The organism is Nocardioides sp. Root122 (assembly GCF_001425025.1).
In the GTDB taxonomy this organism is placed as follows: Bacteria; Actinomycetota; Actinomycetes; order Propionibacteriales; family Nocardioidaceae; genus Nocardioides.
Genome location: NZ_LMDE01000010.1, coordinates 149,938 through 167,691 on the forward strand (window position 1 = coordinate 149,938; position 17,754 = coordinate 167,691).

13 protein-coding genes are annotated in these 17,754 nt (G+C 74.8%); 7 read left to right on the forward strand and 6 right to left on the reverse strand.

Annotated elements, in window-relative coordinates; all coding sequences use genetic code 11:
* Nucleotides 1-10 precede the first annotated feature (10 nt).
* Both ASC64_RS09905 and ASC64_RS09910 read right to left on the reverse strand, forming a co-directional pair.
* The gene (locus ASC64_RS09905) at nucleotides 11-1,570 is read right to left on the reverse strand and encodes a Y-family DNA polymerase (RefSeq protein WP_082550424.1); all 1,560 of its coding nucleotides are present in this window, start codon (nucleotides 1,568-1,570) and stop codon (nucleotides 11-13) included.
* A 16-nt stretch (nucleotides 1,571-1,586) separates the two neighbouring features.
* Entirely contained in the window at nucleotides 1,587-2,276 is a 690-nt protein-coding gene (locus tag ASC64_RS09910) for a hypothetical protein (RefSeq protein WP_056907385.1), read from the reverse strand.
* A gap of 159 nt (nucleotides 2,277-2,435) precedes the next feature.
* On the opposite strand from ASC64_RS09910, the gene ASC64_RS09915 reads away from it, so the two are divergent.
* The 5 genes from ASC64_RS09915 (at nucleotide 2,436) to ASC64_RS09935 (ending at nucleotide 7,929) form a co-directional block, all read left to right on the forward strand.
* Entirely contained in the window at nucleotides 2,436-3,899 is a 1,464-nt protein-coding gene (locus tag ASC64_RS09915) for a phospholipase D-like domain-containing protein (RefSeq protein ID WP_162245787.1), read from the forward strand.
* 72 nt (nucleotides 3,900-3,971) lie between these two features.
* Entirely contained in the window at nucleotides 3,972-4,475 is a 504-nt protein-coding gene (locus tag ASC64_RS09920; RefSeq protein ID WP_056907387.1) for a 2Fe-2S iron-sulfur cluster-binding protein, read from the forward strand.
* Nucleotides 4,472-5,473, forward strand: a complete 1,002-nt coding sequence (locus ASC64_RS09925) for an FAD binding domain-containing protein (protein ID WP_056907388.1) — start codon at nucleotides 4,472-4,474, stop codon at nucleotides 5,471-5,473. Before ASC64_RS09920 ends, ASC64_RS09925 begins: the two co-directional genes overlap by 4 nt.
* The gene (locus tag ASC64_RS09930; protein ID WP_056907389.1) at nucleotides 5,470-7,590 is read left to right on the forward strand and encodes a xanthine dehydrogenase family protein molybdopterin-binding subunit; all 2,121 of its coding nucleotides are present in this window, start codon (nucleotides 5,470-5,472) and stop codon (nucleotides 7,588-7,590) included. The genes ASC64_RS09925 and ASC64_RS09930 overlap by 4 nt, the downstream gene beginning before the upstream one ends.
* 45 nt (nucleotides 7,591-7,635) lie before the next feature.
* Nucleotides 7,636-7,929, forward strand: a complete 294-nt coding sequence (locus ASC64_RS09935; protein ID WP_056907390.1) for a hypothetical protein — start codon at nucleotides 7,636-7,638, stop codon at nucleotides 7,927-7,929.
* Nucleotides 7,930-7,948: 19 nt separating this feature from the next.
* Here ASC64_RS09935 and ASC64_RS09940 read toward each other — a convergent pair whose 3' ends face one another.
* From ASC64_RS09940 to ASC64_RS09955, 4 genes are read right to left on the reverse strand one after another with little or no spacing between them, the layout of a single operon-like run.
* Nucleotides 7,949-10,609 carry an FtsX-like permease family protein gene (locus ASC64_RS09940; RefSeq protein ID WP_056907391.1) on the reverse strand — a complete coding sequence of 887 codons (2,661 nt, stop codon included), beginning with the start codon at nucleotides 10,607-10,609 and terminating at the stop codon, nucleotides 7,949-7,951.
* Entirely contained in the window at nucleotides 10,609-13,809 is a 3,201-nt protein-coding gene (locus ASC64_RS09945; protein WP_056907392.1) for an FtsX-like permease family protein, read from the reverse strand. The genes ASC64_RS09940 and ASC64_RS09945 overlap by 1 nt, the downstream gene beginning before the upstream one ends.
* 11 nt (nucleotides 13,810-13,820) lie before the next feature.
* Complete coding sequence (locus ASC64_RS09950) at nucleotides 13,821-14,507, reverse strand: ABC transporter ATP-binding protein (protein ID WP_056907393.1); 687 nt, start codon at nucleotides 14,505-14,507, stop codon at nucleotides 13,821-13,823.
* On the reverse strand, nucleotides 14,504-15,418 hold the full coding sequence (locus tag ASC64_RS09955) for an ABC transporter ATP-binding protein (protein WP_200937666.1): 915 nt from the start codon (nucleotides 15,416-15,418) through the stop codon (nucleotides 14,504-14,506). Before ASC64_RS09955 ends, ASC64_RS09950 begins: the two co-directional genes overlap by 4 nt.
* A gap of 201 nt (nucleotides 15,419-15,619) precedes the next feature.
* Here ASC64_RS09955 and ASC64_RS09960 point away from each other — a divergent pair, with 201 nt between their 5' ends.
* Nucleotides 15,620-17,413 (forward strand): histidine kinase N-terminal 7TM domain-containing protein, encoded by a 1,794-nt coding sequence (locus ASC64_RS09960; protein ID WP_056907394.1) that lies wholly within the window; start codon nucleotides 15,620-15,622, stop codon nucleotides 17,411-17,413.
* A gap of 93 nt (nucleotides 17,414-17,506) precedes the next feature.
* Nucleotides 17,507-17,731 carry a hypothetical protein gene (locus tag ASC64_RS09965; protein ID WP_056907395.1) on the forward strand — a complete coding sequence of 75 codons (225 nt, stop codon included), beginning with the start codon at nucleotides 17,507-17,509 and terminating at the stop codon, nucleotides 17,729-17,731.
* Nucleotides 17,732-17,754: the final 23 nt, after the last annotated feature.

The window sequence follows — 17,754 nt, forward strand, 5'->3', positions numbered from 1 at the left end:
GGCACCTCCGCTAGTCATAGCCGGCCTCCAGGGACCAGCCCTCGGGCGCGCGGAGGAGCAGCCAGGCGCGGCCGTCGGCGCCGACGAGCTGGAAGCGGGCCGAGGGGCCGGACCCGCCGGACCACCAGGCCTCGTCGGTGGGCCAGGGACCGGCCCAGGCGGTCACCGGCTGCCAGGGGAGCACCCCGCCACCCACCCGGAAGCGTCGCGGCTCGCCGGTCACGACGCCCCGGTCGGTGACGCGCACCTCGCGCCCCGCGTCGTCGACGACCTCGGCGACCGGCGGGGTCGCGAACACCCGCACCGGCGCCGGTCCGGGCACCCGGCCCGGCCAGGGGCGGTCGACCGGGCGCAGGTCGACCGCGCGTTCGCCCCAGGGCACCAGCGACTGCCGGGCGGCGGGGCTGCGCCCGCCCTGCAGCACCGGACGGCGTACGGCGTCGAAGCCGACCATGCCCTGGACCCGGGCGACGCCCCGCTCGACGAGGTCGTCGGAGGCGTTGCCCCAGAGTGCCTCGCCGTGGGCCGCTGCCGGCTCGACCACCTCGGGCAGGAACCGGATCCGCTCGATCGGGGCGCGCACCTCGCCCGCGTGCTTGCGGGCGCGCAGCGACCCACCGACCGTGGCCGACTGGAGCTGCCAGTGCACGCGGTCGACGAGGTCGCGGGCGCTGAAGTGGCGCGGGTGCAGCCAGGTGCGGGCGGAGCACACGACGCCGTCGGACTCGGCCTCGATGCGCACCCCGGTCGCGACGAGCTGGTGGAGGGCCAGCTGGGAGACGAACCGCTCCGCAGTGGTGCGCACGCTGAAGGTGATCGCCTCGACCGAGTCGAGAGGCGGTTCGAAGGGCACCGCGGCGTCGAGCTCGGGCGGGGGTGTGCGGGCGGCGAAGAGCTTCCGGTCCTCCCCGCGGGCGCGGCGCCTCACCGCGGCCCCGTGGGCGCCGAGCCGGTGCTCGACCGCCTCGCCCGGCAGGTCTGCCAGGTCCCCGAGGGTGCGCAGCCCGAGCCGCTGCAGCAGGCTGACCAGCTCGCGTCCGCGCGGCCCGTCGTCCTGCAGGACCTGCACGGGCAGCCCGCGGAGGAACGCGGCGGACCCGCCTTCGGGCACGACCACCCACGACTGCACCTCCGCGGTCCGCGCCGCCTGCTCGGCGGTGAAGAGGTCGTCGGCGATGCCCACGCGGACGTCCCACACGTCGGCCTCGACCAGCGCCTGGCAGGCCGTGGCGGCGGCGTCGCTCTCCGTGCCGTACCAGCTGCCCGGGGCGCGGACCGCGAGCAGGCCGGGACGCAGCGCGGCCACCCCGGGCCGCAGGTCCTCGATCACGGCGAGGACGGGCTCGAAGGAACGCGCGTCGCGGTCGGGGTTGGCCGGCAGCAGCACCAGCTCGGGGCACCGGGACTGGGCGTCGCGGCGGCGCTGCCCACGGCGGACGCCCTCGGCGCGCGCCGGCCCGTTGCACACCTCGACGACGTTGGCGGACAGGACGGCGGCCGGGGAGCGGCGCGACCGCTCCGCCTCGTCGAGCGCGGCGACCACCGACCAGTCGGGGCACCACACGACCATCACGCGCACGAGACCCTCATCCCGCCCTCTCGTCGGCCGGCCGCCGGATCTCGCGCACCTCCCGCTCGGTGGTGGCCTCCACCCGGCGGGCGCCGGGCCAGGCGAGGTCGGCGCGCTGCGGCGGCCGCGCCCCACGGCGTACGACGACGCGGGCGCGGCGCTCGGCCAGCTGCCCGGTGCCCGACGCGGGGCCGGTCCAGAGGGACTCCTCGATGCTGAGACGGGCCTCGGCCCGGGGCCAGTCGCCGTGCACGACCAGCACGGCCGAGCGGGTGCGCAGCCGGGAGTCGATGACGCCCGCGGCACGCTCGCTCACCGACGCCGGCGGGCGCAGGACCACGACCCGCAGCACGTCGACGAGCGCTGCGGTCACCTCGAGCCAGTGCTCGCCGGGGTCGGGCACGAGGACGGTGCGCGACAGCTCGATGCCGAGCTCGGCCGCCGCCTCCGCCCCGAAGTCGGACCACCCGGCGAAGCCGACCCACTCGCCCGCCCGGGAGGCGCCCGCGGCCAGTGCCAGGCCCAGCGCGGCCGAGTCGACGGCATAGGTCCCGCCGCCGTGGAGGGGCACCAGCCCGGCCAGGCCCGGGAGCGTCGGCACCGGCTGCCCGGCCGGCTTGTGCTCCATGGCGGCCATCCGCTCGCGCAGCTGCTCGACGACCGAGCGCGCAGGGTCGAGCGCGGTGATCGAGCGGCTGGAGGACATGTGCCCATGATCGAACACCTGTTCGAACGAGTCAAGCGGAACGGCCCGATCCGGCTCATTGGACCACGGGCCGCCGACACGTGGGCGCGTCGGTGGGGGCGGGGGCGGTCCGTGCCTATGCTGAGCCCGCGAAGTCCGCGTGATGTGGGGGTTGTGGTCGTGTCGAAGCTGTCGAGGCTCGTGGGGAGCCTGTGCCTGGTGCTGGTCGCGTCGATGGGGGCCACGGCCCCGGGATCCGCGCTGGCGGCCGGATCCGACGCCGCGACCGCTGCGACGGCGGCAGCGGCCAAGCCCGGGAAGCCCAGGCCGAGCACGTGGGACGCCCCGAAGGGTCCCTACTTCAACGACCCGCACCTCAAGAAGGGCTGGTTCAACATCGAGCGGCGGGTGGTCGACACCATCCGCCACACGCCCAAGGGCTCGACCATCCGGATCGCGATCTACTCCCTCGACCGCATGCCCGTGGCGCACGCCCTCGTCGCCGCCCACCGCCGCGGCGTCAAGGTGCAGATGCTCCTCAACGACCACTGGGAGAACGGCGCGATGAAGGTGATCCGCGCCGAGATCGGCAAGGACCGGCGCAAGGACAGCTTCATCTACAAGTGCCACCAGAGCTGCCGCGGCGCCGCCAACGAGTTCAACAACCTGCACTCGAAGTTCTACCTCTTCTCGCAGGCCGGCAGGTCCGAGGACGTCATCGCCGTCGGCTCGGCCAACATGACGCTCAACGCCGACCGCCACCAGTGGAACGACCTCCACTTCTCCGACGGCAACCACGTGCTGTTCCGCCAGTTCGTGTCGCTCTTCAACGACATGAAGAAGGACTACTCCACCCGCCAGCCACCCCGCTTCTTCTGCGGCACGCCCCTCACCACCTACTGCGACGACACCGTCGACAAGAACACGGTCTGGGTCTTCCCGAAGAACTCCGGACCCAAGAACGACCTGGTCCTCGACATGCTCGGGAAGGTCCAGTGCCTGACCCCGGACGGCAGCGGCGGGGTCACCCGGACCCGCCTGGCGTTGTCCATGCACACGATGCGCGGCTCCCGCGGCGACTACCTCGCCGCCGCGATCCGCAGGAAGTACGCCGAGGGCTGCGACTTCCGGGTCAGCTACGGCCTCATCGGCTACCGCGCCAAGGGCATCATCGGCGCGCCCACGCGGCGGGGGAGGATCCCGCTGCGCTCGACCGGGCTGGACTACAACACCGACGACAACTTCGACCTCAACAACGACGGCATCGACGACCTGATCCTCGACTACTACACCCACCAGAAGTACCTCGTCATCCAGGGCACCTACAACGGCGTCCCCGACACGAGCATGGTGCTGACCGGGTCGGTCAACTGGTCGAGCCTCAGCACGGCCAACGACGAGGTCTGGTTCACGGTCCGCGGCAAGCGGGTCGCGAACAAGTACCTCAAGAACTTCAACTACCAGTGGAGCAACGCCCGCAACTCGCGCAACGCCTACACCACGACCTACGCCAACTTCCGGGTCGCGCGCTGGGTGAAGGACCCCGACGGGACCATGCGCAAGGTGTGGCGCACCGTGCGCCGTCCGGTGACGACGGTCCAGCCCGACCACTACCGCAAGGGCCCCTACTGGGAGGACGACTGAGGCGTCCGGCGCCGGCGGCAACCCGGGCAACCGGCGGCGGATGCCTGCGCGGGTTCGGGGGTACGGACGGCCATGGACCGTGAGATCTCCCTGGTCGTGGACGGTGCCTCGCACGCCGTGACCGTCGACAGCCGCACCACGTTGCTCGACACGTTGCGCGAACGGCTGGGCAACACCTCGCCCAAGAAGGGCTGTGACCACGGCCAGTGCGGCAGCTGCACCGTCCTGCTGGACGGGCGCCGGCACCTCACCTGCCTCGCGCTCGCGATCGCGTACGACGGCAGTGAGGTGGTGACCGCCGCAGGCCTGGGAGCCGACGAGCCCCACCTGGTGCAGCGAGCGTTCCTCGAGCACGACGGCTACCAGTGCGGCTACTGCACGCCGGGTCAGGTGTGCTCGGCGGTCGGGATGCTGGCCGAGGCGAAGCAGGGCCACCCGAGCCACGTGACCGAGGACCTCGACGCCGCGGTCGAGCTGGACGACGCCGAGCTCCGCGAGCGGATGAGTGGCAACCTCTGCCGGTGCGGTGCCTACCCCGGCATCCTCGCCGCGGTCCGAAGGGCGGCTCGGGGATGAGGGCGCTCGACCACCGCCGTCCCGCCACCGCGCAGGAGGCCGTCGACCTGGTCGCCCGGCACCCCGGCGCGACGTTCCTGGCCGGCGGGAGCAACCTCGTGGACCACCTCAAGCTCGGCGTCGCGTCCCCGGACGTCCTGGTCGACGTCCGTCGACTGCCCCTCGACGGCATCGAGCGGGTCGAGGGCGAGGACGGGGCGGTGCTGCGCATCGGCGCCAACGTCCGCAACAGCGACCTCGCCGCGCACCCGGTCGTGCGGTCGCGCTTCCCCGTGGTCGCGCGCGCGCTCCTCGCGGGCGCGTCGGGGCAGATCCGCAACCAGGCGACCACGGCGGGCAACCTGCTGCAGCGCACCCGGTGCGTGTACTTCCAGGACGTCACCACGCCGTGCAACAAGCGCGAGCCGGGCACCGGCTGCTCGGCCCTCGAGGGCTACGGGCGCTACAACGCGATCCTCGGCGCAAGCCCCGACTGCGTGGCGACCCACCCGTCCGACCTCGCCGTCGGCCTGGCGGTCCTGGACGCGACCGTCGTGGTGCTCGGCCTCGAGGGCGAGCGCCGCATCCCGTTCGACGAGCTGCACCGGCTGCCGGGGGACCGTCCCGGGGCGGACACCACGCTCGCCCGGAGCGACCTCGTCACGGCCGTCGAGCTGCCACTGGACCCCGACGTCCACCGGTCGACCTACACCAAGGTCCGCGACCGGGCGTCCTACGCGTTCGCCCTCGTCTCCGTTGCCGCGTCGGTGCGCATGGAGGAGGGCCGGACGACGGACGTCCGCCTCGCCTGGGGCGGTGTGGCGCACAAGCCCTGGCGCGCGCGCCGCGCCGAGGCGGCGCTGGCCGGGCAGCAGATCACGGAGGACGCGGTCCGGGCAGCGGTCGACCTCGAGCTGGAGACGACCACGACGAACCGCGACACCGCCTACAAGGTGGCCATGCTCCGCAACACCACCGTCATGACCCTCCTCGACCTGGCCGAGGAGGCCTCGCGATGACCGAGCAGCAGACCCGCACGATCTCGCCGCGCTCGATCGGCACCTCGCTCGACCGGGTCGACGGACGCGAGAAGGTGACCGGCACGGCGTCGTACGCCGTCGAGCATGCGGACGTCAACGGGACGGCCGCGCCCCTCAGCCTCTGGTTGGTGACCTCGACCGTGGCGAAGGGCCGGATCACCGGGGTCGACGCCTCGAAGGCGCTGGCCCACCACGGCGTCAGCGCGATGCTCGACCACACGAGCGCCCCGCGCCTGGCGCAGACGGACAACGCCGAGCTCGCGATCCTGCAGGACGACCGGGTGGGCTTCCGCGGCCAGGTCGTGGCCCTCGTGCTGGCCGAGACGTCCGAGGCGGCACGCGAGGGCGCGGCGCTGGTCGAGGTGACCTACGAGCAGGAGCCGCACGAGGCCGAGCTGCGTGAGGACAACGCGACCTACCGCCCCGACAAGGTCAACCCCGACGTGGAGACCGACACCGACGAGGGCGACGTGGACGCGGCGCTCGCCGCCGCGGACGTCGTGGTCGACCAGACCTACCGCACCCCCTACGAGCACAACAACCCGCTCGAGCCGCACGCCACGCTCGCCTGGTGGGAGGAGCGCGAAGGCCGCGAGGTGCTGTCCATGTTCGACTCCACCCAAGGCGTCCACGGGGTCGTGCAGGCGCTCGCCCCGATGCTGGGGCTCGAGAACGACCAGGTGCGGGTCCGGGCGCCGTACGTCGGCGGTGGCTTCGGCAGCAAGGGCGAGGCCCACGCGCACGTGATGGCCGTGGCCCTCGCGGCCCGCACGACCGCCGGTCGACCGGTGCGGCTTGCGGTGACGCGACAGCAGATGTTCTCCCTCACCGGCTACCGCACGGCCACCATCTCGCACGTGCGGCTCGGCGCGGGCCGCGACGGCCGGTTGACCGCGATCGAGCACGCCGTGCAGGAGCAGACCTCGGTCGTGCGGGAGTTCGCCGAGCAGACGGCGTCACCGACGCGCATGCTCTACGCCGCCCCGAACCGTCGCACCAGCCACCGGCTCGCGCAGCTCGACGTCGCGGTGCCGTCGTGGATGCGCGCCCCGGGAGAGATGCCGGGGATGTACGCCCACGAGGTCGCCATGGACGAGCTCGCCGTCGCGTGCGGCCTCGACCCGATCGTGCTGCGGGAGCGCAACGAGCCCGACCTCGACCCGGAGACGGGGAAGCCCTTCAACGACCGGCGCCTGCTCGACTGCCTCCACCGCGGGGCCGATCGGTTCGGCTGGTCGACCCGTCCCGCGGGGCCGCGGGCCCGGCTCGAGGGGGACTGGTGGGTCGGCACCGGCGTCGCGTCGGCGACGTACCCGGCCATGAGGCAGCCGGGCAACCAGGCCCGCGTGACCGCGCTGGACGGGGGGCGCTACGAGGTCGCGATCGGCTCGGTCGACATCGGCACGGGCGCACGCACGGTCCTCACCCAGATCGCGGCGGACGCGCTGGAGGTCGAACCGTCCGACATCGACCTGGCGATCGCCGACAGCCTGCTGCCGTCGGCGACGGTCGCCGGCGGATCGTCGGGCACCAGCTCGTGGGGCAGCGCGATCGTCGCGGCTGCGCAGCTGTTCCGGGAGGACCACGGCGCCCACCCGGACCCGGGCGTCCACACCACGGCGTCCGCGGCCGACGATCCTGCGGCCGAGGACTACGCGTTCCACTCCTTCGGCGCGGTCTTCGCCGAGGCGCGTGTCAACCGCTGGACGGGCGAGGTGCGGGTGCCGCGCCTGCACGGCGTCTACTCCGTGGGCCGGGTGATCAACCCGAGGACGGCGCGATCACAGCTCGTCGGCGGACTGGTCATGGGGCTCTCGGCCGGCCTCTTCGAGGAGTCGCACCGTGACCCGCGCTTCGGCCACGTCGTCACCCAGGACCTCGCGACCTACCACGTCGCCTCGCACGCCGACGTGCTGGACGTGGACGCCGAGTGGCTCGAGGAGTCCGACGAGGTCTTCACACCCATGGGCTCGCGCGGGATCGGCGAGATCGGCATCGTGGGCACGGCGGCGGCGGTGGCCAATGCGACCTTCCACGCCACCGGCGTGCGGGTCCGCTCCCTGCCGCTCACCCCGGACCACTTCCTCGACGCCTGACGCACCCTCGGCACATGCCGGCGCGGTCGCGGGGTACGACAGGCCATGAGCGACGAGACGACCGGACCGGCCCACGAGGAGCGCGAGTCGACGCCGAACGCCTCCGGACCCGCGGGTGCGGCAGGCGGCATGGGATCCAGCAGCGAGCGCGTCGGCCACACCGGCCCGGGGCAGGTCGGCGCGGACGGCCTCCGCGACACCTCACCCGTGGACTCCCCGGACGACGCGCCTCCGGAGCAGAGCGCCGGTGGCGAGGAACCGAACCCCGACGGGCTGGAGCCGAAGGCGGGCTATCCGGGGCTCGACCCGCGCAGTGAGGACAAGCCCTTCCGACCCTGAGCGGGCTGCAGAGCCCCCGTCAGGTCCGCAGCAGCTCCGCGAGCGGCGTGCGCCGCACCCGGCGCCACTCCGCGAGGGCCAGCGCCGCGGAGCAGCCGACCAGCGCCACCACCCACAGCACGGTCCACCAGGGCACGACAGGCGACGGTGGCCCCGGTGCCGCGGTGAGGCTCTCCAGCGAGAGCTCGCCGAGGGCGACCCGGGCGCACCCGACCCCGGTCGCGAGACCCACCACGGCGGCGACCAGCACCGGGGCGACGAGCTCCCCCAGGAGGGTGCGGCGCAGGTCGCGGCGCGAGGTGCCGAGCGCCCGCAGCCGGCCGGTCGACGCCGCCCGCGCCGGCGCGTCGATCGCCGTCGCCAGCGCCACGCCGAGCAGGCCCAGGACCAGCAGCAGCACGCAGGACGCGGCGGCGAGGGTGCCGACCGCCGACGGCAGGGCTGCCGCGCGGCGGCGCTGCACCTCGTCGGCGTACGTCACCACGGTGCTGCCGGGGGTCCTGCGCGCGACCTCGTCGAGCGCCTCGGGAGCACCGGGGCCGACGGCCCGGACCGAGTCGGGTGGCACCGCCACGCCGAAGCCGGCGAGCGCGTCGACGTCCACCACGACGACGGGGTCGGTGGCGTCCTCGACGTCGGGGGCGGTGCCGACCACGTCCAGCGGGATGCTGGTGTCCTCCCACCGCAGGCTCGGGTCGTCGCGCAGGCCGTCGGGGCCGCCGAGGAGCAACGCCGGCACCCGGTCCCCACTCCCGGAGCGCAGGCGCGCCAGCTGGGGCGCGTCCGGGAGCGCGCTCGCCCCGAGGAGCTGCTCGTAGGCGGCCGCGTCGACCACGGCCAGCCGGACGAACGCCGCGCCGCCGTGTGCCGAGACGCTGACGCCGTCCTCGACCCGCACGGCAGCGGCGGCGCGGACGCCGGTGGCGCCGGCCGCCTCGCGCGCCACGTCGGCGAGGCTCGGGTCGGCGCGGGTGTCGAGCCGTGCGTCACCCCCCACCACGGAGAGCGCACCGGCGGCCTGGCCGTCCCGCAGGGTGGCCGCGAGCGCTGCCGCGAAGGTGGCCCCGGCGACGGCGACCACGACGACCACCACGGGCAGCACCCGGACGCCGGACTGCACGAGGCGTGCCGCGACGACGAGGGGGACGTCACCGGTCGTACGACGTGTCCTGCGCAGCATCCATCGCAGCACCGGTGGCGTCAGGCGGAGCAGCACCACCGCCGCGGCCACGGCGATCCACGTCACGGCACCCGCAGCCGTCAGGTCTCCTCCCTGCTCGCCGTCGCCGAGCACGCCGCGCTGCTGCAGCGCCACGAAGGACAGCGCAGCCGCGACCAGCACCGCCACCTCGAGCCCGACCCGACGCAGGTGCGCGACCCGGGCCCGCACGCGTCGGGCAGAGCGGTTGGCCGGCACCCGTGCGGTAGGCCCCTCGGCCACGGCGACGCCCAGCACGACCGGGGCCAGGGCTGACACCAGGACCACCGGCACCGACCAGGTCCAGCCCACCGACCCCGCGACCAGCCGCACCAGGGCCAGCCCGGTGGCGGCGCCCAGCACGGTCACCAGCACGGACTCGGCGACGAGCTCGGTGGCGATGCCGGGGAGGGAGGCGCCTCGCTCCCGGGCCCCGGTCAACGATCCCGTGCGTCGGCGCACCAAGAGCTGTCCGGCCAGCACGAGGACGAGCAGCGCACCGGCGAGCAGGCCGACGAGAAGGACCTGCGCCTGCCCGCGTGCGGCGCCGACCTGCGCGCGCCCGTCCTGGAGCACGGTGCCCAGCAGGCTGTCCCAGGACACCTCCCCGAGACCCGGGCCTGCGCCTGACTGCAGGCTTGCGATCGTCCGCTCGAGCGCAGCCGAACGCCGCCAGGTCACCGCGCCCGCATCGGGGGCGAACACCACGCGCCGCCTGAGGGCGTCGCCGGGGAGGGCGAACCGGAGGTCGGCCAGCGACGCGTCGGACACGAGCGCCGCCGCGGCCGTGCGGGGCTCCTCCCCGGACGTGCTCGTGGTCGGCTCGAGCAGCTGGGGAGCCGCCTGCCAGGACGCGTCCTGGGCGTCGTCGGGCTCGAAGGTGCCGCTGATCGCGACGACCACGGACCGGCCGTGCTCGTCGCGGGCCGGGACACGGTCGCCCACGTGCAGGTCGAGGGCCTGCGCCGCCGGCTCCGACACGGCGACCTGGACGGACGGCTGCCGAGCTCCGCCGCGGGCGGCCTGCGGCGCCCCACCGTCGACGTACGACACGGCGGGCGCGCCGTCCGCGGTGTCGACGAAGGCGAGCTGGAGGTAGCGGCCGGGGCCGGCGTCGACGAGCTGCAGGGGAGTGGTGGTGACGGTCGTGACGCCGGGCTGCAGGACATCCGAGAGCTCGGACGGCATGGCGCTGCGCACGAAGTCGGCGTCCTGTCGGACCTGCGTGGCGGTGCCGGGATCACGCGTCCTGCCGGACGGGTCGTCGTACCACTCGGGCAGCGAGGCCACGACGTTGCCGCGCGTCCCGGCCTCCCGGACGGCGGCGGCCACGGCCCGGTCGGCCGACCGTTCGGTGACCGGCGACACCGCACCCGTCAGGGCGACGGTGAGGGCGACGACGGTGCCGACCAGGAGCAGGAGGCCGCGGTCCGTGCGCAGACGGCCGACGACCGTGGGCAGGTGCAGCCGTGGCGCCGGCATCACAGCTCACCGTCCCGGAGCCGCGACGGCCCGGACCGGCGGACGAGGAGCGCGGTGAGGACCCACGTGACGACGACGATGCCGAGCACGAGCCCGCCGACCACGGCCAGCTCCGCCCGCCACGGCCATGCCACCACCGGAGCCGGGGCGGGGGCCGCGCCCACGTCGGAGCGGACCAGGTGCGGTCCGAGCAGCAGGGTCGAGGCGGCGCCGACGAGCGACCCGACCAGCGTCAGCGGCAGCAGGAGCAGCAGGTGCTCCGCGAGCTGCAGCCGTACGGCGTCGCGCCGGGACGCGCCCAGCGCCCGGAGGCGGACCACGGCCGCCGACGCCCGGGCGCGGTCGGCGCCGACCACCAGCACGACGGCGGCGAGGAAGAGCGCGATGGCCAGGGCCAGCAGCACGACGAGCGTGGTGGGGACCGCCACCCGCAACGGACCGCGGGCGAGGTCGGCGGCCACGCCGTCCCGGGTCGTGACCGTGCCCAGCCCGGCCGCCCGGACGGCCTCGACGGTCGCGGTCGAGGGGGCGGCCACCCACCACCCGTCCACCACGGGATCGAGCCGTCCGGCGCCGATGAGCGCGCGCGACAAGGTGTCGGCGTCGGCCAGGACGGCGACCTCGCCGGGTGCCGAGGGGACGTCGGGCACCACGGCAGCCACCGACAGGCGCAGCGCGGTGTCGCCGACGATCGCCTCCAGCTCGTCGCCGCGCTGCGCTCCGACGGCGTCGACCAGGTCCTGGGACACGGCCACCGGGACGACCGCCGGAACGGGCAGGACGGTGGCCAGCACGTCGGCGCCCGTGTAGTCGAAGTAGTCCAGGTCGACCTCGAGCGACGTCCGCAGCTCCGTGGCACCGTCGACGGCGTGCAGCTCGGCCGTGGCCCCGCCGACGGGGCTCTGCTCCTGCAGGGGGCGCACCTGCCACGGCGGACGCGAACCGGGCGAGCCGGTCGTCCCGCCGACCGCGGGGACGGTCAGGGTCGCGGTCACCGTGGACGTGGTGGCCGTCGCCACCCCCGGTCCGGCGCCCGTCGAGCCGCCGAGCTCGAGGCGCACGGCGACGAGCTCGAGGCCCGGGCCGACGGCCGCCGGCCACCGCAGCGGGTGGGAGGCGCCGTCCAGCGGCACGTCACCGGCCGGCACCGATGCCCGGAAGCCGGTCCGGTCCTCGACGACGGCCGTCACCCTCGCCGTCAACGAGGCTCCGGCCGGCCCGCGGCCCCGCAGCGCGACCCCGGCGCCGTCGTCGGGGAGGGGGACACCGACGGCCGGGTCGGCCGGTGCCAGCACGCGGCCGATGCCGGCCCAGGTGGTGCCCGGGGCGAGACGACCGCGGAGCAGCGCACCGGCCTGCCGGGAGTCGACGGCGACCAGGACGGGACGCGCGCCCTGCCGACCGACGTAGTGGCCGAGCGCGAGGGGGCGGTGGATCACCGGCGAGGCCGCCGGTGCGGGTCGCTGGGCCGCGAGCGCGGTCCCGACCCGTCGGGCGTCGCCGATCTCGGCCGGTGCGCGCAGCGTGAGCGCGAGGTCCGTCCCGACCCGGAGCGCCGCCTGGTCGTCCTGGGAGGTGTCCCAGGTGGTCCGCAGCGCCAGTGCGAAGACCGCCGCTGCCACCGCGGCGGCGACCAGGACCATCGCGGTCGACGCCTGTGCGCGCCGGGTGGCCTGCTGGGTGGCCAGGGGCAGCACGAGGCCGCGCGCGCGACCCGCGAGCGCGGCCGCCCTGCCCAGCAACGCCGGCACGAGGCGTACGCCCAGCACGGTCAGCACCGCGAGGCACAGGACGGGCGCCGCCGTGAGGACGACGTCGCCGGTGCGGCTCGCCGTGGACGGTTGACCGCGCAGCTGCCACCACGCGAGCGCTGCGGCGACGAGCAGGAGCACGTCGAGGCCACGCCCGGCCGCGGCGGCGCGGGGCGACGGGTCGGCGACGGGGCGTGCGCGCAGCGTGGCCGTCACGAGCGTCGCAGTGAGCAGGAGGGCGGTGGCGAGCACGGCTCCCACCAACGTCCACGTGACCACCGGTCCCTGCTGCAGCCCGGCCGCACTGAGGTCGCCCCGGTGGGTCAGGCGGGAGTGGAGCAGGGACGCGACGGGCACGGCGATCGCGCCGGCGACGAGCGCGAGGAGCGCCGCCTCGGCACCCGCCGTGCCCAGCTGCTGTGGGCGCCCCAGTCCCATCGCGACGAGCAGGTCGCGCTCGTCCTCACGTACGGAGCCGACCAGCCGCCCCGTCAGGCGCGCGGCCGCGAGGGAGAGCGCCGTGCCCAGGATCAGGACGACCAGGACGGTGGAGGCCGTGCTCGCCCGCTGGGCGTGGAGGTGCGCGAGCGAGCGAGGGAGGTCGGACGCCAGCCGGGTGAGCCGGGCCCGGTCGCCGACGCGCGCCGCCAGCAGGCCCGGTGCGTCGTCGAGGAGTCCCGCAGCCTGCTGGAGCGAGGAGTCGCCGGCGACGTCGAGAGCGGGGTGGGCGGTGACGCGGAGGGCGTTGACCGACGACCCGGTGTCGAGGAACGCCTGCTCGTCGACGACGAACGGACCGTAGGTCGAGGCCGCCTCCAGCCCGTCGCTGTAGGCCGGGGAGAACCCGGCACCGCCGAGCGGGTCCCGCTCCCACTCCAGGACGGCGCGCGGCCGGAACGTGCCGACCACCACGAGCGGCACCGGGGCGTCGACGCCGCCGAGGCCGCGCTCCCCGCCCAACGCGACCTCGTCGCCGACACCGATCCCGAGCAACCGCGCGGTCGTGTCCGGGACCACGACCTCGGCACGGCCGCCCGTCGCCGCCGGCCACCGACCGGCCGTCAGGTCGGCGCGGGTCGCGAGTGCGTCGGTCGCGACCAGGTAGGCCTGGCTGTCGGTGCGCGCGCCGTCCGCCTCGAGGTCGCGCAGGCGTGAGGTGAGCGTGGTCTCCTGCACGGGCCGCATCGGGCCCAGGACGTCGCCGACCACCTGCGCGGCCTCGTCCCGGGCCGCCGGGGCGTCCCTGCTGGTGAGGTCGACGAGGAAGGCGGTGACGCTGAGGTCGTCGGGGTCCGAGCGCTGGACGGCCTCGCGGAACGCGCGGGCCTGCGTGACGTCGAGCAGGAGGGTGCACGTGCCGACCAGCGTGCACGCGGTCGCGACCAGGACGACGACGGCCGCCAGCAGCCGCCGCTGCACCTGCGCTCGGCGCAGCACCAGGGAGAACACGGGCGTCTCCCTCAGCCGTCGACCCGACCGTCCGAGATCGCGAGGACCCGGTCGGCGAGCGACATCAGCACGGCGTCGTGCGTGGCCACCACCGCGGTGACGCCCTCCGACTCGACGACGGCGCGCAGCAGCGCCATGACCCCCAGCCCGGTCTCGGTGTCGAGCTGTCCGGTGGGCTCGTCGGCGAGCAGCACCCGGGGAGAGCCGGCGAGGGCGCGCGCGATGGCGACGCGTTGTTGTTGGCCGCCGGACAGCTCGGCGGGCCGCTGCAGCGCGTGGTCGCCCAGCCCGACGAGGTCGAGCAGCAGGGCGACGCGTTGCTCGCGCGCCGCGACCGGCGTACGTCGTAGCCGCAGGGGCACCCCCACGTTCTCGGCGGCGGTGAGGGCGGGGATCAGGCCGAAGGTCTGGAAGACGTAGGAGACGGTGTCGCGACGCAGGGTGCTCAGCCCCTCGTCGTCGAGGGCGGTGACCTCGGCGCCGTCGACGCGGACCGTCCCGGCGTCCGGTCGGTCGAGACCGCCCAGCAGGTTGAGGAGCGTCGTCTTCCCCGACCCCGAGCGGCCGACGACGGCGAGCATCTCGCCCGGCGCGACGTCGAGCGAGACGTCGTGCAGGGCCCGCAGCGGGGCGGCGGCGGTGCCGTACGTCCGGGTGAGTCCGCGTGCCACGACCATCGGCTCGGTGGCGCCGCTCATGCGCCGTGGTCGCTGCGGTCGGACCGGACCTGGACGTGGTCGTCGGCGAGCGCGAGGCGGACGCGGTGGGTGAGGTCGAGGGCCTCGCGGTACTCCCGCGGCAGCTGCACCCGACCGGCGCGGTCCATGACGGCGAACTCCTCCGACCGCCCGGGCTGGTCCGCGGTGTCGTGGCTGCGGAGCACCTCGCTGCTCGTGCGGCCGTCCCGGATGGCGACGGTGCGGGCCACCTGCCCACTGACCGCGGCGTCGTGGGTGACGACGACGACGGTGGCTCCGAGCTCGCGGTTGACGGTGCGGAGGGCCGCGAACACCTCGGCCGCCGTCTCGCTGTCGAGCTCGCCCGTGGGTTCGTCGGCCAGCAGCACCCGGGGGTCGTTGGCGAGCGCGACGGCGATCGACACGCGCTGCTGCTCGCCGCCGGACATCTCCGCGGGACGACGGTCCGCGCAGTGCGCCACCCCGAGGAGCTCGAGCAGCTCGGTCGTCCGGTCATGGCGCTCGCGGCGGGGACGTCCGGCGATCGTCAGCGGCAGGTCGACCACCTGCCGGGACGTCAGGTAGGGCACGAGGTTGCGGGCCGTCTGCTGGCGGACGAACCCCACCACGTGCCGTCGGTAGTGCACGCGCTCGCGCCGCGTCATGTCCACGAGGTCGTGGCCGGCGACCCGGGCGCGACCGGCCGTCGGCGAGTCCACGCCGGCCAGCACGTTGAGCAGGGTCGACTTGCCGGACCCGGATGCGCCGACGAGCGCGACCATCTCGCCCTCGTGCACGAGCAGGTCGAGGCCCTGCAGCGCCTGCACCTCGACGGACTCCGACTGGTAGATGCGCACCAGGTTGTCGCACACCACGAGGGCGTCGTGGCCGAACGCGGGGGAGTGCCGCGGGGGAACAGGCAGGTCCAGCACCGCTCCACCCCGTTCCCCTGACCTCGGGCGCCGCGGCGATGCTAGCAGTGAGCCAGGTCACAGCCGCTCGACGAGCCCACCCCTTGGAGGCTCGATCCGGTGGATTCTCGGACGCAGTGGGACCCGGCGGTTAGCGTTGGACCAACTCCGGCCAGGCGACAGTGCGTGGGAGGAGCACGATGGATCTCGGAGGGACCCCGGGTGCTGACCCTGCTCGCGACCCTCATGGCCGGCGCCGGACTGGTGCTGGCAGGCCTGGCGGCCTACGTCGCCTGGCGTCGGGGCACGCGCATGGGCTGGAGCCTGGCGGTGCTGCTCGTCGCGGTGGCCTGGTGGGGCACGGCGTATGCCGTGGAGCTGTCCGTGGCCGACGTCGCGGCCAAGAGCCTGTGGGGCGACCTCAAGTACGCCGGCATCGTCACGCTCGCCCCCGCCTGGCTGGTCTTCGTGCTGCAGTACACCGGTCGCAGCCGCTGGGTCACCCGTCGCCTGGTGGCCGCGCTGACGGTCCCGGCGGTCGCCGCACTGGTGGTGCTGGCGCTCCCGGCCACGCACGACCTGGTGCGCTACTACAGCGAGACGGCCGCCGACGAGCTCCCGATCGTGGAGTCGGGCCCTGCGTTCTGGGTGATCTTCGGCTACAACAACCTGCTGCTCGTCGGCGCGACCGTGCTCTTCCTCGCGAGCATGGTGAAGCTGGCGCGGACCTACCGGAGGATGGCCCTGGTGCTGCTGGGGTCGGCGTTGCTGCCGTGGGCGGCCAACATCCTGCACAACCTCGAGGTCGGCTGGTTCACCCGGATCGACCTCACGCCGTTCGCGTTCACCATCACCGGCGGGCTGCTGGTCTGGGGGCTCTTCGAGGAGCGTCTCGTAGACCTGGCCCCGCTTGCCCGGAGCGCCGTGGTGGAGAGCATGGCCGACGCCGTGTTCGTCCTCGACGCGTTCGGGCGGATCGTCGACGTGAACCCGTCGGCCGTGGCCCTGGCCGACCGGAGCCGGATCGAGCTCGTCGGCCGTCGCCTGCGCGACCTCGTGAACCTCTCCGGGATCGCCGAGGTCGGGCCGGGCGGGCTCGTCCTGGGGGGCCCGGAGGGCGACGACCTGCGCACCTTCGATGTCAGCCAGCAGCCGCTGCACGACGTCGCCGGCCGGACCGCCGGCGAGCTGGTGGTGCTCCGCGAGGTGACCGAGCGCGTCCGCGACCAGGAGCGCCTCCAGCAGGTGCTGGACGACCGGTCGCGCGTCGCCGCGACGTTGCAGGCCAGCATGGTGCCCACGCGGCTGCCCGAGATCCCCCACTGCGAGCTCGCCAGCCGCTACGTCCCGGCGGGCGACGGCGGCGAGATCGGAGGGGACTTCCTCGACGTCTTCGCGCTGGATGACGAGACGTGGGCCTTCGTGCTCGGTGACGTCAGCGGCAAGGGCGCGGAAGCTGCGGCCGTGAGCGCGGCGACCCGCTACACCTTGCGCGCCCTCGCGGGTCCCGAGGCGTCGCCCGCCACCACGCTGCGCGAGGTCAACGCCGTGCTCCAGGCCCAGACGGAGTCCGAGCGCCACTGCACCCTCGTGCACGGACGCCTGCGGCCGCCGGGCGGCGGGGACGACCCCGGCAGCCCTGTGCGCATCACCCTCTCGCTCGCCGGCCACCACTGGCCCCTGGTCCTGCGGACCAGCGGGAAGGTCGAGGAGGTCGGCATGCTCGGCACGGCGCTGGCGCTGTTCGACGACCCCGAGCTGCACGACAGCGACGTCGAGCTCGCGCCCGGCGAGGTGCTGTGCGTCTTCACCGACGGGCTGCTCGAGGCGCGGCGGGGCAGGGACCAGTTCGGTTCCGACCGCGTCGCCGACCTGATGCGCGAGCACAGCGACCTGTCCGCCGACGACATGGCGGGGGTGGTGCTCGACGCGGTGCGCGCGTTCCACGGTGACGAGCTGGACGACGACCTGGCGATGCTGGTGGTCCGCCACGTTGACGGCGACGTCCGGGCGTAGGGTCGGGTCGAGTGACCGGCGACGCAGCCTCCACCCGGAGGCGGGAACCGGTCGAGAGGCGGTCGGCATGGCGACGTCGGACGGGTCCTGACCATGGCTGACCTGGTGCTGCGCGTCAGGCTCGTGAGCGGTGACAGCACCGACGTCACCTACGAGGCGCCGGGCGAGGTGAGCGACGAGGAGCTGATCGACCACGTCGTGTCCACGCTGGCGACCGACTCCGGCGTGCTGCGGTGCCGGCACGGCGACCGCCTGGTGGTGGTGTACGCCCGGGGTGTCGCCGCTGTGGAGGTCGCGCCTCGAGGCGCTGTGCTCTGACGCTCCCGCGTCGTCATCACTGG